The organism is Micromonospora mangrovicola (genome assembly GCF_047200535.1).
Taxonomy (GTDB): domain Bacteria; phylum Actinomycetota; class Actinomycetes; order Mycobacteriales; family Micromonosporaceae; genus Micromonospora.
The window spans coordinates 13558-34511 of the sequence record NZ_JBJZOG010000024.1 but is presented as its reverse complement, the minus strand read 5'-3'; the positions used below and the strand labels follow the sequence as shown (position 1 = coordinate 34511).

14 protein-coding genes are annotated in these 20954 nt (G+C 73.7%); 2 read left to right on the top strand and 12 right to left on the bottom strand.

All coding sequences use genetic code 11. The annotated features are described in order from the left end of the window. Positions 1 to 104: 104 nt before the first annotated feature. Genes treZ through glgX form a run of 3 tightly spaced genes read right to left on the bottom strand, consistent with a single transcriptional unit; the run spans position 105 to position 6294 of the window. Positions 105 to 1838, bottom strand: a complete 1734-nt coding sequence (gene treZ / locus ACL02O_RS12570) for a malto-oligosyltrehalose trehalohydrolase (RefSeq protein WP_412818205.1) — start codon at positions 1836 to 1838, stop codon at positions 105 to 107. Beyond that, entirely contained in the window at positions 1835 to 4171 is a 2337-nt protein-coding gene (treY, locus tag ACL02O_RS12565) for a malto-oligosyltrehalose synthase (RefSeq protein ID WP_412818204.1), read from the bottom strand. The genes treZ and treY overlap by 4 nt, the downstream gene beginning before the upstream one ends. A gap of 2 nt (positions 4172 to 4173) precedes the next feature. Continuing rightward, the gene (gene glgX, locus ACL02O_RS12560) at positions 4174 to 6294 is read right to left on the bottom strand and encodes a glycogen debranching protein GlgX (protein WP_412818203.1); all 2121 of its coding nucleotides are present in this window, start codon (positions 6292 to 6294) and stop codon (positions 4174 to 4176) included. Between the two features lie 320 nt (positions 6295 to 6614). Between glgX and ACL02O_RS12555 the strand changes: the two genes are divergently transcribed. Then, positions 6615 to 8012: a glycosyltransferase family 4 protein gene (locus tag ACL02O_RS12555; protein WP_412818202.1), complete on the top strand. Its 1398-nt coding sequence runs from the start codon at positions 6615 to 6617 to the stop codon at positions 8010 to 8012. Positions 8013 to 8201: 189 nt separating this feature from the next. On the opposite strand, the gene ACL02O_RS12550 is transcribed toward ACL02O_RS12555, so the two are convergent. The 4 genes from ACL02O_RS12550 to ACL02O_RS12535 form a co-directional block, all read right to left on the bottom strand. Next, the gene (locus ACL02O_RS12550) at positions 8202 to 9485 is read right to left on the bottom strand and encodes a citrate synthase (RefSeq protein ID WP_412818201.1); all 1284 of its coding nucleotides are present in this window, start codon (positions 9483 to 9485) and stop codon (positions 8202 to 8204) included. Between the two features lie 209 nt (positions 9486 to 9694). Next, positions 9695 to 11743 carry a sulfatase-like hydrolase/transferase gene (locus tag ACL02O_RS12545; protein ID WP_412818200.1) on the bottom strand — a complete coding sequence of 683 codons (2049 nt, stop codon included), beginning with the start codon at positions 11741 to 11743 and terminating at the stop codon, positions 9695 to 9697. Beyond that, positions 11736 to 13151, bottom strand: coding sequence for a class I SAM-dependent methyltransferase (locus ACL02O_RS12540; RefSeq protein WP_412818199.1), 1416 nt, complete (start codon positions 13149 to 13151; stop codon positions 11736 to 11738). The genes ACL02O_RS12545 and ACL02O_RS12540 overlap by 8 nt, the downstream gene beginning before the upstream one ends. Before the next feature lie 4 nt (positions 13152 to 13155). After that, positions 13156 to 13305, bottom strand: coding sequence for a hypothetical protein (locus tag ACL02O_RS12535; RefSeq protein WP_167604403.1), 150 nt, complete (start codon positions 13303 to 13305; stop codon positions 13156 to 13158). Positions 13306 to 13482: 177 nt separating this feature from the next. On the opposite strand from ACL02O_RS12535, the gene ACL02O_RS12530 reads away from it, so the two are divergent. Continuing rightward, the gene (locus ACL02O_RS12530; protein WP_412818198.1) at positions 13483 to 13881 is read left to right on the top strand and encodes a VOC family protein; all 399 of its coding nucleotides are present in this window, start codon (positions 13483 to 13485) and stop codon (positions 13879 to 13881) included. Here the strand turns inward: ACL02O_RS12530 and ACL02O_RS12525 are convergent. The 5 genes from ACL02O_RS12525 to ACL02O_RS12505 form a co-directional block, all read right to left on the bottom strand. Next, on the bottom strand, positions 13868 to 14632 hold the full coding sequence (locus ACL02O_RS12525) for a helix-turn-helix domain-containing protein (protein WP_412818197.1): 765 nt from the start codon (positions 14630 to 14632) through the stop codon (positions 13868 to 13870). The genes ACL02O_RS12530 and ACL02O_RS12525 overlap by 14 nt on opposite strands. Before the next feature lie 91 nt (positions 14633 to 14723). After that, positions 14724 to 15953 (bottom strand): bifunctional glycosyltransferase family 2/GtrA family protein, encoded by a 1230-nt coding sequence (locus ACL02O_RS12520; RefSeq protein ID WP_412818196.1) that lies wholly within the window; start codon positions 15951 to 15953, stop codon positions 14724 to 14726. Between the two features lie 2 nt (positions 15954 to 15955). Further along, positions 15956 to 18397, bottom strand: coding sequence for a glycosyltransferase family 39 protein (locus ACL02O_RS12515; protein WP_412818195.1), 2442 nt, complete (start codon positions 18395 to 18397; stop codon positions 15956 to 15958). Positions 18398 to 18442: 45 nt separating this feature from the next. Then, on the bottom strand, positions 18443 to 19942 hold the full coding sequence (locus ACL02O_RS12510; RefSeq protein WP_412818194.1) for a sensor histidine kinase: 1500 nt from the start codon (positions 19940 to 19942) through the stop codon (positions 18443 to 18445). Further along, positions 19920 to 20660, bottom strand: coding sequence for a response regulator transcription factor (locus tag ACL02O_RS12505; protein WP_412818241.1), 741 nt, complete (start codon positions 20658 to 20660; stop codon positions 19920 to 19922). The genes ACL02O_RS12510 and ACL02O_RS12505 overlap by 23 nt, the downstream gene beginning before the upstream one ends. Positions 20661 to 20954 lie beyond the last annotated feature (294 nt).

The window sequence follows — 20954 nt, the reverse complement described above, 5'->3', positions numbered from 1 at the left end:
ACGTTATCCGCCGGACGCGTCCACCGCTGTCCTGCCGGCCGCGCGAGCCGGTGCCCCGCAAACTCATCCCGGCGCGCCCGGTCGGGCTCGCCCGGGCGCGGCGGTCACAGCGCGACGATGGCCGCCGACTCCGCCGGCAGCTCGATCCCGTCGCGCATCACCGTCACACCGCTCTCCGTGGCCAGCAGCACGCTGCGCACCACCCCCGGCAGGTTGATCCGCTGCGGCTTGCCGGCCAGGTTCGCCACCACCAGGCACTCGCCCCGGCGCATCAGCAGGAACTGGTCGCCGTGCCGGACGTCGACGTGGTTCAGCCGCGGGTCGGACAGGTCGGGGCGGCGCTTGCGCAGCGCGATCAGCCGACGGTGGAACTCGTACATCTCCCGGTGCTCGGGCTTGTCCAGCTCGGCCCAGTCGAGCCGGGACCGGACGAAGGTCTGCGGGTCCTGCGGGTCGGGCACCTCGCCCGGCGGCCAGCCGTGCGCGGCGAACTCCCGCTTCCGGCCGGTGGCCACCGCGGAGGCCAGCTCCGGCTCGGGGTGGCTGGTGAAGAACTGCCAGGGGGTGCTGGCCGCCCACTCCTCCCCCATGAACAGCATCGGGGTGAACGGCGCGGTCATCAGCAGCACCGCGCCGACGCGCAGCAGCCCGGTCGACAGGGTCGCGGAGATCCGGTCGCCGGTGGCCCGGTTGCCGACCTGGTCGTGGTTCTGCAGGTACGCCACGAACCGGTGGCCGGGCGTGCGCTGCCGGTCCACCGGGCGGCCGTGGCTGCGGTTGCGGAAGCTGGACCAGCTGCCGGCGTGGAAGAACGCGCCGGTCAGCACGTCGGTCAGGCATTCGAGGGAGCCGAAGTCGCCGTAGTAGCCCTGCCGCTCCCCGGTGAGCAGGCTGTGCAGCGCGTGGTGGGCGTCGTCGTTCCACTGCGCGTGCAGGCCGTAGCCACCCGCCTCGCGGGGGGTGATCAGCCGGGGGTCGTTGAGGTCGGACTCGGCGATCAGCGACAGCGGCCGCCCGACGTGGGTGGAGAGCGACTCGACCTCGACCGCGATCTCCTCCAGCAGGTGGGTGGCCCGGGAGTCCGGCATGGCGTGCACGGCGTCCAGCCGCAGCCCGTCGACGTGGTAGTCGCGCAGCCACATCAGCACGCTGTCGACGATGTAGCGGCGTACCCCGTCGGAGTGCGGGCCGTCCAGGTTGACCGCGCGGCCCCAGGGGTTGTGCTGCTCGGCGAGGTACGGCGCGAACATCGGCGCGTAGGCCCCGGAGGGCCCGAAATGGTTGTAGACGACGTCGAGGATCACCCCCAGCCCCCTGGCGTGCGCGGCGTCGACGAGGCGCTTGAGCCCGTCCGGGCCGCCGTACGGCTGGTGCGGGGCGTACCAGCAGACCCCGTCGTAGCCCCAGTTGTGCTCGCCGTTGAAGGCGTTGACCGGCAGCAGCTCGATCAGGTCGACGCCCAGGTCGACCAGGTGCTCGAGCCGGTCGACGACCGCGTCGAAGGTGCCCTCCGGGGTGAAGGTGCCCACGTGCAGCTCGTAGAGGACGCTGCCGGGCAGCTGCCGGCCGGTCCACCCCTGGTCGGTCCAGTCGAAGGCGCTGTGGTCGTAGCGCCGGCTCGGCCCGTGCACGCCGGCCGGCTGCCAGGCCGACCGCGGGTCGGGCAGGGCCCGCTCGTCGTCGTCGAGCACGAACGCGTAGTCGGTGCCCGGCCCCGCGTCGGGCACCTCGACCCGCCACCAGCCGCCGGCACCGGGACGCATGTCGCGGTCGGCGGCGCCGGGCAGGCGCAGCCGGACCCGGGCGGCTTCGGGCGCCCACACCGTGAACTCGGTCATGCGGCAGCCTCCACGGAGTCGGCGGGAGCCAGCAGGGCGACGGGATAGGTGCTCAACAGATCATGAAGGAGCAGCTCAGACCCACTGTAGACCCGACCGGTGAACATGTCCGTAACACGATGAGCCGAAATCGACAGGGTCGTGTCGCGCCAGCCGCCGGACCGGGCCAGCCGCAGCGGCAGCCGGGTCGCCACCGCGATCGCGCCGCCCCGGTCGAAGGCCACCGCGTGCGCGCCGGCCGGGCCGTGCGCCGGCACCGGCCGGTAGCCGGTGAACAGCTCCGGGTGGTCCCGGCGCAGCCGTAGCGTCCGGGAGACGACGAGCAGCTTGGCCGCGCCGTCCGCGGCCACCGTCGGCTGCCAGCCGGCGTCGAGCCGGGCCAGCAGCGCCCGGCGGACGGCGAAGTCGACGGGGCGACGGTTGTCGGGGTCGACGAGCGAGTTCTCCCACAGCTCGGTGCCCTGGTAGGTGTCCGGCACCCCGGGCATGGCCAGCTGCACCAGCTTCTGCCCGAGTGAGTTGCACCAGCCGGCCGGGGTGATCCCGTCGGCGAACCCGGCGATCTCGGCTTGCAGCTCCGGGTCGTCGTACATCCGGTCCACCAGGGCGTGCAGCTCGTGCTCGAAGGCCGGGTCCGGGTCGGCCCAGCTGGTCGCCACGGACGCCTCCCGGGCAGCCTTCTCCACGTACGCGTGCAGCCGCTCGCGCTCGATCGGCCAGGCGCCGACGGCGGTCTGCCAGAGCAGGTGGGCGAAGGCGGGGTCGGCGAGCGGCGCGCGCGACATCCAGTTCTGCACCCGCTCGGCCCACCGCCCGGGCAGCTCCGACAGCACGGCCAGCCGGGCCCGGACGTCCTCGCCGCGCTTGGTGTCGTGGGTGGAGAGCGTGGTCATGCCGGCGGGCCACCGCACCTGCCGGGTGGTGGCGAAGCGGTGGAACTCGGCGGGCGGCACGCCGAAGTGCGCCGGGCTGCCGCCGACCTCGTTGAGCGCGACGAACCGGCTCCACCGGTAGTACGCGGTGTCCTCCACGCCCTTGGCCATCACCGCGCCGGTGAGCTGCGGGAAGCGGGCGGCCAGCTCGTGACCGGGATCGCGCAGCCGGGCGGTGACCGTGTCCAGGGTGGCGGTCAGGTCGGGGCGGCGGCGACCGGCCTCGGAACGGGCCGCGGCCAGGTGCCGGGCACCCTCCGGCGGGTAGCCCCGGTACACCGGGAAGGCGGCGGCCAGCTCGGCCAGGGCGGCCCGGACCTGTTCGGCGGGCAGCTCGGGCACCAGCGCGGCGAGCCGGCTCAGCTCGGCGGCGAGCAGCCGGGTGGCCGCCTCGAGCTTGGTCCGGTGGGTCAGGTCCTCCCAGGAGGTGTGCCGGCCGGTCAGCCGGGTGTCCAGGGCGGTGAAGTCACCCTCGGCGTCCGGGTCGACGAAGAGCCCGCCGGCCGCGGCGAGGGCGTCGTAGCCGGTGGTGCCGTCCACCGGCCAGTCCGGCAGCTCCTCGCCGTACTCGAGGATCTTCTCCACCACCAGCCAGACGTGCGGGGCGGCGGCGCGCAGCCGGGCGAGGTAGCCGGCGGGGTCGCGCAGCCCGTCCGGATGGTCGACCCGGATGCCGTCCACGTCGCCGGCGTCGGCCCAGCGCAGGATCTCCGCGTGGGTGGCGCGGAAGACCTCCGGGTCCTCCACCCGCAGCCCGGCCAGGTCGGACACGGCGAAGAAGCGGCGGTACGTCAGTTCGGTGTCGCCGCGCCGCCAGTTGACCAGCTCGTAGTGCTGCCGGTCGTGCACCTGGCGCGGGGTGCCCGCCCCGGTGCCGTCGGCGATCGGGAACCGGTGCTCGTGGTAGCGCAGCTCCCCGTCGACCACCTTGAGGTCGTCGAGCGCGTCGTGGGCGTCGGCGAGCACCGGCAGCAGCAGCCGGCCCCGGTCCCAGTCGATGTCGAACCAGTGCGCGTACGCCGACGCCCGCCCCCGGCGCAGCACGTCCCACCAGGCCGGGTTGGCCTCGGGTCGGGCGACCCCGGCGTGATTGGGGACGATGTCGACGACCAGGCCGAGGCCGGCCGCGCGCAGTGCCCGGACCAGGCGCTGCCGGCCGGCCTCGCCGCCGATCTCGGGGTTGACCGACCGGTGGTCGGCCACGTCGTAGCCGTGCTGCGAGCCGGGGGCGGCGGTGAGCAGCGGCGCGCTGTAGAGGTGGGTGACGCCGAGGGCGTGCAGGTGGTCGGCGAGCCCGGCGGTGGCGTCGAGGTCGAAGCCGGGGCGCACCTGGACGCGGTAGGTCGCCCCCACCCGCGTCTTCGCTGCCTTCGTCTCGCCGGGGTAGGGGGTGTCGGGCATGGTCAGGCCGTCCTTTCCAGGACCAGCAGCGAGCGGTCCAGCACGCAGACGGTGCCGGCCGCCTCCACCACCGTGGGCTTCTCCGGATCCGGTTCCGCGGTGCTGATGACCTGTTCCCACCGCTGCCCGAACTCGGCCGGTGGCAGGGTGAAGTCCAGCGGCGCGTCGTGCGCGTTGAACAGCAGCAGGAACGAGTCGTCCCGGTGGCGCTGGCCGTACTGGCCGCGTTCCGGAATGCCGTCGCCGTTGACGAAGAGGGCCACCGAGCGGCCGAAGTCGTTGCCCCAGTCATCGCCGGTCATCTCCCGGCCGTCGGGGGTGTACCAGGCCAGGTCGGGCAGGGCCGAGCCGGCAGCCCGGCCGCCCACCGGCAGCCCGGTGAAGAATCGGCGCCGGCGGAACACCTGGTGCCGGGCGCGGAACTCGGTGAGCCGCCGGACGAAGGCCAGCAGCTCCTCGTCGGCCCGGCCCCAGTCGACCCAGGCCAGCTCGCTGTCCTGGCAGTACGCGTTGTTGTTGCCGCGCTGGGTGCGGCCCAGCTCGTCGCCGTGGCCGATCATCGGCACGCCCTGGGAGAGGATCAGGGTGGCCAGGAAGTTGCGCCGCTGCCGGGCGCGCAGGGCGTGCACGCCGGGATCGTCGGTCTCCCCCTCGACGCCGCAGTTCCACGAGCGGTTGTGGCTCTCGCCGTCCCGGTTCTCCTCGCCGTTGGCCTCGTTGTGCTTGTCGTTGTAGGACACCAGGTCGTTGAGGGTGAACCCGTCGTGGCAGGTGACGAAGTTGATGCTGTGGAAGGGGCGGCGACCGTCGTCCTGGTAGAGGTCGGCGGAGCCGGAGATCCGGGAGGCGAACTCGGCCAGGGTGGCCGGCTCGCCGCGCCAGAAGTCCCGCACGGTGTCCCGGTACTTGCCGTTCCACTCGGTCCACTGCGGCGGGAAGTTGCCGACCTGGTAGCCGCCGGGGCCGATGTCCCACGGCTCGGCGATCAGTTTGACCCGGCCGACCACCGGGTCCTGCTGCACCACCTCGAAGAAGGTGGAGAGGCGGTCCACCTCGTAGAATTCGCGGGCCAGGGTGGCGGCGAGGTCGAACCGAAAGCCGTCGACGTGCATCTCGGTGACCCAGTACCGCAGCGAGTCCATGATCAGCTGCAGGGAGTGCGGGCTGCGCACGTTGAGGCTGTTGCCGGTGCCGGTGTAGTCGACGAAGTAGCGCCGGTCGGACTCCGAGAGCCGGTAGTAGCTGGGCGTGTCGATGCCCTTGAAGCTCAGCGTCGGGCCGAGGTGGTTGCCCTCGGCGGTGTGGTTGTAGACCACGTCGAGGATGACCTCGATACCGGCCGCGTGCAGCGCCCTGACCATGCCGCGGAACTCCTGCACCTGCTGGCCGAGCCGGCCGAGGGCGGAGTAGCCGTGGTGCGGGGCGAAGAAGCCGATGGTGTTGTAGCCCCAGTAGTTGCGCAGGCCGAGGTCGGCCAGGCGGTGGTCGTGCACGAACTCGTGCACCGGCATCAGCTCGACCGCGGTCACCCCGAGCCGCTTGAAATAGTCGATCATGACGGGTGAGGCGATGGCCGCGTACGTGCCGCGCAGTTCCTCGGGGATGCCGGGGTGGCGCATGGTCAGCCCGCGCACGTGCGCCTCGTAGATCACCGAGTGGTGGTACGGGGTGCGCGGCGGCTTGTCGTTGCCCCAGTCGAAGTACGGGTTCACCACCACCGACTTGGGCATGAACGACGCCGAGTCGGTCTCGTTCATCCGGTCGGGGTCGCCGCCCATCTCGTAGTCGTAGACGGCCGGATCCCAGGTGATCTCCCCGTCGATCGCCTTGGCGTACGGGTCGAGCAGCAGCTTGTGCGGGTTGCACCGCAGCCCGTTGGCCGGGTCCCACGGCCCGTGCACCCGGTAGCCGTAGCGCTGGCCGGGCTCGGTCCCGGGGATGTAGGCGTGCCAGACGTAGGCGTCGACCTCGCGCAGCTCGACCCGGCGTTCTGCCCCGATGCCCCACTCGTCGAACAGGCAGAGCTCGATCCGCTCCGCCACCTCGGAGAAGATCGCGAAGTTGGTCCCCATCCCGTCGTAGGTGGCGCCGAGGGGATAGCTCTCGCCCGGCCAGACCTGCATGTCGCTCCTTCGGCCCACGATCATGGGCGCACCGGACGGGTCGACCGCCGGTGCGCACACCGCTGATGCCCCGCCGTACGGGTCGTCAATCCACCTGTTCGGACCGTAACCCGAATCCACCCACCTGGCCCCGGTCCGCCCTTCGGGTGTCTTCCGTCACGAACGCCCTTTTCGAGATGCGGGCCGGCCCCGGATGCCGTTTCCTTGTTGCTGGACGCGCGCGCCCGCGCGGATCCGCTCGGCCTCTCGGCCGCCCTCACCGCACCTTCCACGCCGCCAGTGTCGCCGGCGCGCCCCAGCATGCATGGACGGAGATTGATGTGACCATCCTGCGGGTCGGCGAGCAGCCCGCCACCGCGACGGACCGGACCCACCGCCCCACTTCCACCTCCCGCCCCACCATCCCGCAGCAGACCGGCACGCCGCCCCGGACGCGCCGCATCCTCATGCTGTCGTGGGAGTACCCGCCGGTGCTCGTCGGTGGCCTCGGCCGCCACGTGCACGCCCTCTCCGTCGCCCTGGCCGCCGCCGGCCACCAGGTCACCGTCGTCACCCGCCACACCGAGGGCGCACCCCTGGAGGAGTACGCCGACGGCGTACGCATCGTCCGCGCCGCCGAGGACCCCGTCCGCTTCCCCCTCGCCACCAGCAGCCTGCTCGCCTGGACCATGGCCTTCAACCACACCCTCACCCGAACCGCCCTGCGCGCCACCGAGACCGGTGGCTACGACGTCATCCACGCTCACGACTGGCTCGTCGCGCACACCGCGATGACCCTGCGCGAGCACCTGGACATCCCGCTGGTCACGACCATCCACGCCACCGAGGCGGGCCGGCACCAGGGCTGGCTGCCCGAGGAGATGAACCGCACCATCCACGGCGTCGAGCACTGGCTGGCCGCCGAGTCCGGCCGGGTGATCGTCTGCTCCGGCTACATGCGCGACGAGGTGACCTCGCTGTTCGGCCTGCCCGGGGCGCGGGTCGACGTGGTGCCCAACGGGGTCGAGCCGCAGCGCTGGCAGGTGCCTGCCTCGGCGGTCACCGCCGCCCGGGCCCGGTTCGCCGGCGACGGCCCGCTGGTCACCTTCGCCGGCCGGCTGGTCTACGAGAAGGGCGTGCAGCACCTGCTCGCCGGGCTCCCCCGGCTGCGGGAGCGGCACCCGGGGCTGCGCGCGGTGGTGGTCGGCGACGGGCCGTACAAGGCGACCCTGGAGGCCGAGGTGCACCGGCTCGGGCTGGCCGGCACGGTCAGCATGCCGGGCTTCCTCGGCGGCACCGACCTGCCCGCGGTGATGGCCGCCTCCGACTGCTTCGCGGTGCCGAGTATCTACGAGCCGTTCGGCATGGTCGCCCTGGAGGGTGCGGCGGCCGGCGCGCCGCTCGCGGTGGCGCGGACCGGCGGGTTGGCGGAGATCGTCGAGCCGGGCGTCACCGGGATGACCTTCGCCCCGCAGGACCCGGACGGGCTCACCGAGGCGGTGCACGCGCTGCTGTCGGACCGGGACCGCGCTCGGGCCCTCGCCCGCCGCGCCCGCGTCATGGTGCACGAGCAGTACGGCTGGTCGGCGATCGCGTCCCGCACCGCGGCCGCGTACGCCGCCGCCATCGCCGGTGACGCGGCATTCACCACCGAGCGCACGACGCAACGGATGGCCCTCGGCAGCGCGCTCCCGGCCCTGCCCGAGGGCAACCTCCTGGCCGCCGCCGGCCTCCGCTGACGTCCGGCGGGCGCCACCTCAGGCCGTCGGACTTGATCCACTCGGATTGCGGTACCTCGCGCCCTCCACCACCGCGCATACCCCGGGATGCCGCAGTCCGAGTGGATCACCGAGCCCGGCCGAGCCGGCGTACGCGAAAGGCCGCCGACTCCTTGGGCGGGGTCGGCGGCCTTCGTCGTCAGACCGGGATCAGCGCTGCTCGGCGGGGACGTAGTCCCTCGCGGCGTAGCCGGTGTAGATCTGCCGCGGGCGGCCGATCTTGGTCTCCGGGTCGTTGATCATCTCGCGCCACTGGGCGATCCAGCCGGGCAGCCGGCCCAGCGCGAACAGCACCGTGAACATCTTGGTCGGGAAGCCCATGGCCTTGTAGATCAGGCCGGTGTAGAAGTCCACGTTCGGGTAGAGCCGCCGGGACACGAAGAAGTCGTCGGCGAGCGCGATCTCCTCCAGCTGCATGGCGAGGTCCAGCATCGGGTCCGGCTTGGCCATCCGGCCCAGCACGTCCTGGGCGGCCTTCTTCACGATCGCGGCGCGCGGGTCGTAGTTCTTGTAGACCCGGTGACCGAAGCCCATCAGCTTCACGCCGTCCTGCTTGTCCTTGACCTTCTGCACGAAGGTCCGGACGTCGCCGCCGTCCGCCTGGATCCGCTCCAGCATCTCCAGCACGGCCTGGTTCGCGCCACCGTGCAGCGGGCCGAAGAGGGCGTTGACGCCGGCCGAGACCGAGGCGAAGAGGTTGGCGTTGCTGGAGCCGACCAGCCGCACGGTCGACGTGGAGCAGTTCTGCTCGTGGTCGGCGTGCAGGATGAACAGCATGTCCAGCACCTTGGCCATGACCGGGTCGACCTCGTACGGCTCGGCCGGCACGCCGAAGGTCATCCGCAGGAAGTTCTCGACGTAGCCGAGCGAGTTGTCCGGGTACAGCAGCGGCTGCCCGATCGACTTCTTGTAGGCGTACGAGGCGATGGTCGGGACCTTCGCCATCAGTCGCACCGTGGACATCTCCACGTGATCGGAGTCGAACGGGTCCAGGCTGTCCTGGTAGAAGGTGGAGATGGCGCTCACCGCGGAGGAGAGCACGGCCATCGGGTGCGCGTCACGCGGGAAACCGTCGAAGAAACGACGCATCTCCTCGTGCAGCAGCGAGTGCCGCCGGATCCGCTCGCTGAACTCGGTCAGCTGGGCCTGGGTCGGCAGCTCGCCGTAGATGAGCAGGTACGAGACCTCCAGGAAGGAGGACTTCTCGGCCAGCTGCTCGATCGGGTAGCCCCGGTATCGCAGGATGCCCGCGTCACCGTCGATGTAGGTGATGGCGGACGAGCAGGACGCGGTGTTGACGAAACCGGGATCGTAGGTGGTCAATCCGGTTTCCTTGAGCAGGTTGCCCACCTTGACGCCGGCGGGGCCCTCGACCGCGGACTGCACCGGCATCGACAGCTGCCCACCGGGGTGGTCGAGCTTGACTTCCGTCATGTGTTCCTCGCTTCGCCGGCAAGATCTTCGTTGAATTGCCTTCGCTTTTACCGTACTTACGGTCGGGAGGACACCGCTCGTCATGGTTCGGGGGTGAGGTGTGCATCACCCGATTCCCGACTTGCCGGCTCGGAAACCCGGTGGGAGCGCGACCGTGCCAGCCGGTGGCCGGGCTGGTTGAAACAACCATCGGCAGGTGGGACGGGCGGTCAGGACAGGGTCACTTGGTGCAGGCTCCCGTCGACGTCCACCCGGTAGATGTCCAGGCGGTTCGCCCCGGCCGCGAAGAGCCGGTCGTCGGCAAGGAGGGCGGCGAACCGCCGGCCACCCTGGTCCGGCGGGACGACCGAAACGACCGCGCCGACGGTGCCGTTGACCGCCACCGCGAGCTTCGTCCCGTCCGGCACCGACGCGGGCACGGTGCCCCAGACCAGGGCGGGCAGCTCGCCGTGCGCCGGGTCGACGGCGCGGAACGCGTCGAGGTTCGCCACGGTGGCCGTGCCGCCGACGGGACGCTCACCGACCCTGGCACCGACCAGCGGGTCGGGCGCCGGGGCGGCGGGCGCGGACGGCACCCCGCCGGTGATCGTCACCGGCTGCCCGGGCCGGTCGTAGAAACGCTTGTCGGCCCGCCCCCGGGGGGACTGCTGCGCCGAGCGGCCGTCCATCCGCCAGGGGACCCGCACGTGCGTCTCGTCGAGGATGGTGGGGAGCAGGTCCACGTGCTCCCAGTTCCGGTCGTCGACCCGACCGGTGCGCTGCCCCGGCTCCTTGACGAACATCGGCACCCAGGCGACCTGGTCGGCGGCATGGTTGATCGCGTCCATCCCCCGGCCCTGCCAGTCCTTCAGGAAGCTCACCCCGTGGTCGGCCGTGACCAGGACCAGCGCCTGGTCGTACAGCCCGGTGGCGCGCAGCGTGCGCAGCGTCTCGCCGATCAGCCGGTCGGTGTAGCCGAGCTGGGCGAGGTGCCGCTGCCGGGCCAGGTCCACCCAGCCGGCGCCGTCGTTGGGCAGATCCTCCGGCGCGATGTAGTGCGCCCCCGACGGCAGGTACGCCCACGGCGAATGGGGCATCAGCAGGTGCAGGAAGTGCAGCGTGGGCCGGGAGGACGGGCGTAGCCCGGCGAGGAAGCTGGTGAACCGGGCCGGCTGGTTGTCGTCCAGGGTGTCCCAGCGGAACTTCGGATCGTCCGGGACCGGCTCGGCGGCGTCCAGCCCCGCCTCGGCCCGGGTCAGCTCCCGGTAGGAGTTCTCCGGGTCGACCTGGCTGTCCACCGGCGCGCTGACCTGGCGCAGCAGCTTGCCGCTCTCCCGGACCAGCACGCCGAGCCCCTGTTCGGGGCTGGCCGGTTGTTCGCAGCGGCTGGGCGGGCAGAGCCGGGTGATGCTCTCCTCCGCCTTGATCTGGTACAGGCCGCCGAGGGCGGTGAACAGGTTGTCCGGGTACTGCGAGTAGTGCGGGGCCACCCCCTGCGCGGGATACCGGCCGGTCAGCATGGCTGGCAACGCGTACGGCGTCCAGCCGCTGACCCCGGTGGCGTCGCGGTACCAGGTCGAGCCGGCCGCCAGCTCGGCGAAGTGCGGGTACCGGCTGGCGTCGATCCGCCCGTCCGGGCCGAGCAACGAGACCAGCGGCAGCTCGTCCAGGACGATCATGACCACCGGCGGGTGGGCGCCCGCGCCGGCCACCCCGGCGGCCCCGCCGTGGTCACGCGGCAGCACCACCGCCGAGGCCGGCGAGGCGAACAGGAACAGGCCGACGAAGAGCACCGGCCCGACGGCGGCCACCCGCAGCACCCGGCCGAGGGCCCGCCACCGCCGGTGCGCGGCCGCCCCGGCCACCCCGACCACCCCCGCGGCCAGCAGCAGCGGTACGCCCCGCAGCGGCGTGCCGTGCCGGCCGGCCTGGACCGCGAGCGCGGCCAGCAGCAGCCCCACCACGAAGGTGTGCAGCCCGGCCCGGACGACCCGCCCAGCGGCCAGGCCGAGCAGCCCGAGCAGCGCGAACGGCACCGTCGGCACGATCGCGACCAGGGCCACCAGCAGCAGCACGTCGGCCCGGGTGGCCCGGTGGAACAGGAAGAAGTCGGGGCTGCGGCCGAGCACGTCCAGCAGCGGCTGGGTGACCACGAGCCCGACCAGCGCCACCACCTCCAGCAGCCGGCCCGCCTCGCGCCGCCACCCGCGCCCCCGCCCGGGCCGCCGCGCGGCGGCGTCGGGGTGGGCCCCGGGCGGCGCGAGGATTCCCTCAGCCACCCACCACCACCTGGTAGAGCGTGCGGGTGCCGGAGGGCAGCTCGACCCGGTGGACGACCCGGCCCCGCGCGGCGAGCAGCGCCTCGAACGCCTCCCGCCGGTAGTCCGGGAAGAGCCCGTCCGGCTTGTTGGCCAGCAGGCGACGGGCCATCGGGTCCTCCGGGTGGACGAACTCCACCACCAGCGTGCCGCCGGCCGTCCCGAGCCCGACGAGCTGGTCGAGCACCTGGGCGAGCGGAATGTTGCGGCCGATCGCCAGATGGTGCACCACCGCCAGGGCGAGAACGACGTCGGCGCGGGCCCGATCGGCGAAGGAGGCCCGCTCGACGCCCCGCCAGCCCCCACCCGGCGACGGGTCGGCGAGGTCCATCACCAGCGGCAGGATCCGCCGCTCCCCCTCGTCCCGCAGCGCCCGGTAGAGGGCGTCGACCACCGCCGGGTCCTGCTCGACCGCGACCACGTGGTCGACGTGCCGGGCGGCGATCCGGGCGTACCGGCCGTCGTTGGCGCCCAGGTCGAGCACGAGGCCGGGCCCGGTGTCGGCCACCGCCCGGTCGACGAACGACTCCTTGGCCTGCCGGTCCGGCATCGAGTACGCGCAGGTGCGCTGGTAGTCCGCCCAGTGGCTGTCCCCCGGCCGGTAATCAAGCCGGCGGACCAGCCGGGTCAGGCCACGGACGCTGGCCTGGGCCAGCTCGCGGGAGTACCCGGCGGCCCGCAACTGGGCGCGTACGTCGGTGGTGCTCGCGTCGGCGTTGCGGGCCTGCATCGCCCCGTGCAGGTGCACGTGGGTGAGCACCCCGGCCCGCAGGCGGCGGGCACCGCCGAACAGGCGGCGCATCTGGTCCGGCTCGATGCCGTCGATCCGGGCCCGCAGCCAGGGTTGGAAGTCCAGCCCGAGGTGGGCCTGGAGCAGCAGCGGATAGAGCAGCGTCTGGCAGAACTGCCGGTACCCGGCCCAGGGCTCCCCGTCGCGGACCGGCTCGAACGAGCCGACGTCGATGAAGACCGGTGCGGTGCCGCGCCACTGGAGGTTGTAGGCCGAGCCGTCCTTGGTGGTGAAGCCGGCCGCGAGGGCCGCCGCGAGGATCTCCAGGTGCAGCAGGGCGGCGTCGCGCAGCATCCCGTACGACCACTCGTACGGGTGGGAGACGAACGGGATGCGCTCGTGGCGGAGCACCGCCGCCCAGGGCAGGTCGACCGGGGCGGGGACCACCTCCTCGGTCCCGCACACCCTGCCGGTGGCGAGCAGGTCGCGGAAGAAGTCGCTGACCGCGAGGGCGCGCCAGTCGCGGGCGGACCGTTCGTCCAGGCCACGGAGCACCTCGCCGTGCCGGTGGAAGACCAGGTTGCCGGGGTCGCGGAAGGAGCCGGGTTCGCCGCGGACGCCGGTACGGGGGACGGTCACGCGGTCAGCCCTGGTCGGTGGGCTGGCGGCGGAAGCGGGCGACCAGGCGTCGCCAGTAGAGCTTGGCGGCGACCGCTGCTCCGGCCACCCCACCGACCACCGCCTGCACGATCAGACTGCCGGATCCGGCATCCAGGTAGGCCAGGTGCGTCACGGCTGCTTCCTTCCCTCGCCCTGTCGGCGCCCAGGACCAAATGGGGGCTTTTGCCCTCTTGGCCGGACTTGTCCTCCACCGTACGCCTCCGGGACCGGCGGTGAAGCCCACACCGCCCACTCCGCCCCGTCCGTTCCGTTCAAGACCACGCGCCCCGGCCGCCCCTACCGTGGCCACATGACACCGCACTTCGACCTGATCGGCATGGCGGTCACCGACATGGGCCGCACGCTCGACTTCTACCGCCACCTGGGGCTGCCCGTCCCACCCGGCGCGGAGCGCGAGCCGCACGTGGAGATCACCCTCGCCAACGGCGTCCGGCTGGCCTGGGACACCGTCGAGACGGTGCGCAGCTTCGACCCGGACTGGACACCACCCGCCGGCGGTCCCCGGATGAACCTGGCCTTCCGCTGCGCCGACCCCGCCGAGGTGGACCGCTGGTACGCGGAGCTGACCGGCGCCGGCCACCACGGCCACCTGCCACCCTGGGACGCCTTCTGGGGCCAGCGGTACGCGGTGGTGCACGATCCGGACGGCAACGGCGTCGACCTGTTCGCCCCGCTCACCGGCGACTGACCGACCGCCGCCGAGCGGTGCCCGCGCCCGGGCTCCACCCGGGCGGGCGGCGGTCAGCCGGGGTCGGCGCGCAGCAGCCGGGTCGGGGGACGCCGGCCAGTTCCTTCACATCCCGGGTGAGGTGGGCCTGGTCGGCGTACCCGGCCAGCGCGGCGGCCGCGGCCAGCGGGGTGCCGTCGCGGGCCAGGTCGAGGGCGCGGCGCATCCGCAGGATGCGGGCGAGGGTCTTCGGGCCGTACCCGAAGAGGAGCTGGCTGCGCCGGTACAGGGCCCGCGCGCCGAGGCCGACCTCGGCGGCGGCGGTGGCGACCGGCACGCCCGCGGCCAGCCGGGCGGCGATCCGGGCGCCGAGCGGGTCCGGTCCGCCGGCGGCCCGCAGCCGGGCCACGGCGACCGCCTCCAGCACCGCGGCGGCCGGCTGCCCGTCGTTGATCCGATCCGCCGGCCGACGGGCCGCCCGGCCCCACAGCTCGGCCAGGGCCACCCGCCGGTCCCGCAGTTCGGCGGCGGGCACTCCGAACACCGCCGGCCCGACGCCGGGCGGCAGGCGCAGCCCCACCCAGCGCTCCCCGGGCACGCTGACCGCCACCTGCGCGGTGCGGTCCGGCCCGGCCACCAGCAGGCCGGCCCGGCTGGACCAGAGCAGGTCCAGGCAACCGTCCGGCAGCACCCGGCTGGGCGCCCCACCACGGGAGACGCTCTCCCACAGCACGGCGCCCGCGATCCCGCCGGCCGCCCTCTCCCGGTACATCCCCCCACCCTGCCACGGCGTCCGCGCCGCGGCCCTGGACGGTTTCCGCTCGCCGGAACCGAGACCGTCCAGGAGCCGAGGCGCCGGGTGGTCAGGGACGCCGGTGGTGCATGGCCAGGCGGAGCAGGACGAAGCGCAGCACCGTGGCGGCAAGGTTCGCGGCGACCAGCGCGGTCAGCTCCACGGCCCGGGGCGGGGTACCCGCTGCGGCGTGCAGCACCGCCAGCGACCCGCTGGTCAGGGCCAGGCCGAGCACGAAGGCGAGCAGCCCCTGGAGATGGTGCCGGCCGGCGTCACGGCGGCCGGTGACGCCGAAGGTGAGCCGGCGGTTGGCGGCGGTGTTCGCCACCGCCGTGACCAGCAACGCCAACAGGTTCGCGGCCTGCGCCCCGAGCGGCCCTCGGGCCACCACGAACAGCACCAGGTACGCCAGCGTGCTGGCCGCTCCGACCCCGGCGAACCGGACGAGCTGCCGGGGCAGGCCCGCGGGCACCTGCGCCGGCGGCGGATTCAGCGGCGCCCGGCCGAGCTGCTGGCGCAACTCCGTCAGGGGTAGCGCCCCGGTCAGCAACGCCCGGCCCAACCGTCCGATGCCGCGCAGGTCGGCCAGGGCCGTGGCCACGATGTCCACCCGGCTGTCCGGGTCGTCCACCCAGTCCACCGGCACCTCGTGGATGCGCAGCCCCGCCCGCTGGGCGAGGACCAGCAGCTCGGTGTCGAAGAACCAGCCGGTGTCCTGGACCAGCGGCAGCAGCCCGGCCGCCACGTCGGCGCGGATCGCCTTGAACCCGCACTGGGCGTCGGAGAACCGCACCGCGAGGGCGCCCCGCAGCAGCAGGTTGTAGCCCCGCGAGATCACCTCCCGCTTGGCGCCCCGGACCACCCGGCTGGTCCGCGCCAGCCGGGTACCGATGGCCAGGTCGGAGTGGCCGGAGATGAGCGGCGCCACCAGCGGCAGCAGCGCCGCCAGGTCGGTGGAGAGGTCCACGTCCATGTACGCCAGCACCGGCGCCGGGGAGGCGGACCAGGCCGCCCGCAGCGCCCGGCCCCGCCCCTTGGCGTCCAGGTGCAGCACCCCCACCTCGGGCAACTCCGCGGCGAGCGCCTCGGCGACGGCGAGGGTGCCGTCGACGCTGGCGTTGTCCGCCACGGTGATTCGGAACGGGTACGGGAAGTGCTCGGCGAGGTGGGCGTGCAGCCGTCGCACGCATGGCCCGAGATCGGCCTCCTCGTTGTACACCGGGACCACCACGTCCAGCACCGCCGTGGGCGCCGTCGGCCGGGCCCGCACCGCCGCCCGGGGCTCGCTCGTCCTGGTCATGCTCAGCCCTGCTTTCCACTGCTCAGGTCGTACACGGTGACGCCGTCGACGGTCTTCGCGGTGAAGTGCTCGGCGACCCAGGCGGCGATCTCCTGCGACGCGTTGCTGCCGCCGTTGGCCCGGAACCCGCCGCCGCCGATGAAGTAGTGGATCTTCCCGGCGGCGACGTACTGCTGGAACTGGGCGAGGGTCGGGGACGGGTCGCTGCCGTTGAAGCCGCCGATCGGCATCACCGGCCGGCGGGTGGCCAGCTGGTAGCCGGAGGCGTTGTTCGAGCCGATGGACGCGCCGACCCAGGTGTAGTCATCGGCGTCCGCCTCCAGCAGCGCCTTCAGCTCCGCGCTCGGCTCGCGGGCGTCGAGCAGGCCGCCCATGCCGCCGCCCCGCGCCGACCGGCCCGCGCCGCCCGGGAACCGGCCGTTCGCGCCGCCGCCCGGGAATCCCGGGAACTGGCCGTTCCGCGCACCGTTCTGGCCGGCGCCGCCGTTCTGACCGCCGGGAACACCGGGGAACCCGCCGTTGCCGCCGGGGCCGAAGGCGCCGCGCCCGCCGGGGCCGAAGGCGCCCTGGACGAACGGCCCGGCGCTGGGGATCGAGCCGGTGTGCGGCGTCGCGGCGGTCTCCAGCGCGTACGCGACCGGGCCGGCGAGCGCGGCCGCCGCGCCGAGCGCCAGCACCATCGGGACGACCCGCCGGGCCAGCCGGTCGGCGAGCACCAGCAGCACCGCGGCGGCCAGGCCGACCACCAGCACAGCGGTCCGCAGCCACGGGTACCAGTCGGCGCTGCGGCCGAGCAGGTGCCAGGACCACCAGGCGGTGACCGCCAGGGTCAGGGCGAGGGTGCCGGTGGCGGCGAGGGCTCGCGTGCGTCCGGGGCGGACGGGAGCACCGGCCGGCACGGCGTGAGCCGTGCGGTCGACGGCCGCGCCGGCCCTCGTCGGGCCCCCGCTCGCGGCCACGTCGGTGGCGGGCACCGCGCCGACCGGACCCGAGCTGACCAGGCCGGCGGGTGGCGGGACCGGACCGGCGGACGGCGGGGCGGCGGCGACCGGGTCGGATCCGGTAGCCGGCGGGACTGGGCCGGACCCGGTGACCGGCGGGACCGGGCCGGACCCGGTGGCCGGCAGGACCGGGCCGGACCCGGTGGCCGGGGCGTAGCCGGCCGCGGGCAGGGTTGCCGGCGGCGCCGAGCGGGCGCGCCACAGCAGGGTCACCCCGATGCCCACCAGCGCGCCGATCGCCGGGGCCAGGGCCACCGTGTAGTAAGCGTGGAAGATGCCGGACATGAAGCTGAAGATCAACCCGGTGACCAGCAGCCAGCCGCCCCAGAGCAGCAGCCCGGCCCGGGTCCGGTCGGTCCGCGCCGCGCGGCCGGCCAGCACCAGCCCGGCGACCAGCAGGATCAGCGCGGCGGGCAGCAGCCAGGAGATCTGCCCGCCGACCTCGGTGTCGAACATCCGCAGCAGGCCGCTCTGGCCGGAGAACGGGCCGCCGCCCCCGCCACCCGGCCGGCCGGCACCGCCGACGCTGCCCACCTCGTCGCCGGTGATCCGGCCCAGGCCGTTGTAGCCGAGGGTCAACTCCAGGATGCTGTTGTGCTGCGAGCCGCCGATGTACGGGCGGGCGCCCGCCGGGACCAGCTCCACGATCGCCACCCACCAGCCGGCGGCCACCAGCACGGCCAGCCCGGACAGCAGCAGCTGGCGGATCCGCCGCCAGAAGCCGGTCGGCGCGGCCAGCAGGTAGACCCCGGCGAAGACCGGGATCACCAGGAACGCCTGGAGCATCTTGGTGAGGAAGCCGAGGCCGATCAGCGCGCCGGTCAGCACGATCCACCGAGTACTGGCCGTCTCCACCGCGCGCACCGTCGCGTAGGCGGCCGTGACCAGCAGGAGGACCAGCAGGGCATCGGGGTTGTTGAACCGGAACATCAGGGTGGCCACCGGCGTGGTCGCGAGCACCGCGCCGGCGATCAGCCCGGCGGCCGGGCCGTACCAGCGGCGGACGGCGGCGTACAGGACGCCGACCGAGGCGACCCCGAGCAGCGCCTGCGGAACCAGGATCGACCAGCTGCTCAGCCCGAACACCCGGACGGAGAGCGCCATCAGCCAGAGCGAGGCGGGCGTCTTGTCCACGGTGATCGAGTTGGCCGCGTCGGAGGAGCCGTAGAAGAACGCCTTCCAGCTCTCCGACCCGGCCTGCACCGCCGCCGAGTAGAACGCGTTGCCCCAGCCCGAGGCGCCCAGGCCCCACAGGTAGAGCAGCGCCGTGGCCAGCAGCAGGCCGGCAAGGGCCGGTCTCGCCCAGCGCGGCTCACGGCGGGGCGGCTCGGCGGGCGGGTGGACCGCCTCCTTCGGAACCGAATCCGGGGCGGGCACGGTGGCCGGGTCGGTGGTGGTCGAACCGGTCGTGGGCGCGGTCAGCAGGCTCTGTGTTCTGTCCATGCCGGCAAGCCTCGGGCAGGCCGCTGGCCCGCCCCCGTGAACGGCCTATGCGTCGGCTGTGGATCCCGGCAGCCGTACCGTGAACACGGTCCGCCCGGGGCGGCTCACCACCTCGACCCGGCCGTGGTGCGCCTCCACCACGGCGGCCACGATGGCCAGGCCGAGGCCGGTGCTGCCGTGCGCCCGGGAGCGCGAGCTGTCGCCGCGGGCGAACCGCTCGAAGACCTCCGGCTGCAGTTCGGCGGGGATGCCGGGGCCGTCGTCGGCGACGCTGAGTTCCACCCCTTCGCCGACCGGGGCGAGCCGGGTGGTGACGGTCGTGCCGGGCGGGGTGTGCACCCGCGCGTTGCCGAGCAGGTTGGCCACCACCTGGTGCAGCCGGTGGGCGTCGCCCGTGACGGTGACCGGCTCGTCGGGCAGGTCGAGCTGCCAGCGGTGCTCGGCGCCGGCCACGTGGGCGTCGCTGACCGCGTTCACCACCAGCGCGGTGAGGTCGACCGGCTCGGCGGCGAGGGGCCGGCCGGAGTCGAGGCGGGCGAGCAGCAGCAGGTCGTCGACGAGGCTGGTCATCCGGGTGCTCTCCGACTCCACCCGGCGCAGCGCGTGCGCCACGTCCGGCGGCACCTCGTCCCGGCCGCGCCGGGCCACCTCGGCGTAGCCACGGATCGCGGCGAGCGGGGTACGCAGCTCGTGGCTGGCGTCGGCGACGAACTGGCGTACCCGGGTCTCGCTGGCCTGCCGGGCGGCGAGCGCGGCCGCGACGTGGCCGAGCATCCGGTTGAGCGCGCCGCCCACCTGCCCCACCTCGGTACGCGGGTCGGTGTCGGCCGCCGGCACCCGGACCGACAGCGCCACCTCGCCCCGGTCCAGCGGCAGCTCGGTGACCCGCGCGGCGGTCGCGGCGACCCGGTTCAGCGGACGCAGCGTGGCCCGGACGATCACCGCGCCGAGGCCGCCGGTGATGATCAGACCCGCGCCGATCACGCCGGCCTGCGCCACGACCATCCACATCACTGTCTGCTCCACCTGGGAGAGCGGGATGGCGACAGCGAGTACGTCGCCGTCGGGCGTCCGATGGGCCACTGCGCGATAGTCACCCCGATCGCCCACCTCGACGGTATGGGGCTGCCCGTCGAGCGGCAACCTGGACAGTTCGGTGAGATCGTCGGCCGGGACGGTGTCGGCGCCGCTGGATTCAGTTCGGATGGCCGCTGTGGTGACCCCGCAGGCGGTCCGCATCGAGATCGAGCCGGGCGGGAAGCCACGCGGCGGCTCCGGTGTCTGGTCGCAGCCCTCCGGCCGGCGCGGATCCCCCGGGCGTAGCCAGGGCGGCAGGTCGCCGGTGCGCCGGTCGTTCATGGTGAGCTGACTGTCGACCTGACTGACCAGGAAGTGTCGCAGGGCGACCGTGGTCAGGCCGCCGATGCCGATGCTGACCAGGGCGAGCAGGCCCACCACGGAGAGCACCAGCCGGCGGCGCAGCGACCAGCCGGCGAGCCGGCGACGCAGCCGCCCGGCCAGGTCACTCCGCCGGCTTGAGGACATAGCCCGCCCCGCGCAGCGTGTGGATCATCGGCTCGCGGCCCGCGTCGATCTTCTTGCGCAGGTACGAGATGTACAGCTCGACCACGTTGGCCTGGCCGCCGAAGTCGTAGTTCCAGACCCGGTCGAGGATCTGCGCCTTGCTAAGCACCCGACGCGGGTTGCGCATCAGGTAGCGCAGCAGCTCGAACTCGGTGGCGGTGAGGGTGATCAGGTCACCGCCCCGGCGCACCTCGTGGCTGTCCTCGTCGAGGGTGAGGTCGCCCACGGTGAGCACGGCTTCCTCGCGGGCGGCGACCGCGAACCCGGAGCGGCGCAGCAGGGCGCGCAGCCGGGCGATCACCTCCTCCAGGCTGAACGGCTTGGTGACGTAGTCGTCGCCGCCGACGGTGAGCCCGGCGATCCGCTCCTCCACCGCGTCCCGGGCGGTCAGGAATAGCACCGGCACGGTGGGGGTCTCCTCGCGCAGCCGGCGCAGCACCTGGAAACCGTCGAGGTCGGGCAGCATCACGTCAAGCACCACCGCGTCCGGCTTGAACTGCCGGGCGGTGCTGATCGCGCTCATCCCGTTGCCGGCGGTGGCGACCTGCCAGCCCTCGTAGCGCAGCGCCATCGAGAGCAGGTCGGTGAGCGTCGACTCGTCGTCCACCACCAGCACCCGCACCGGCTCACCGTCCGGCCGGCGCAGTTCGATCCGGCCCTGTGCGGCCCGTCCCTCCATGACCATGTCCCCCATCGTGGGCGGCACCGCTGTGCCGGGCCTGTCCCGATCCTGTGTACCAGCTGTGCGGGCCGTCGCAGGCGGTTCCCGGCAGCCCGCGCGCCGCCGGCCGGGACCGTCCGGGTGGGGGATCCGCTCCGGTTGCGGCGAGTGGGGCCATCCGGGCGTACGGAACGGCGCGGATCGCGGCATTCGGAGTCGATCACCCGCGCGGCTCCGGGCGTTGTGCATGGAATGTCCGGGGCGGGCCCCGCGACGCACAGCCGGGCCACAGCTACCGCCCACGTCGCCCCA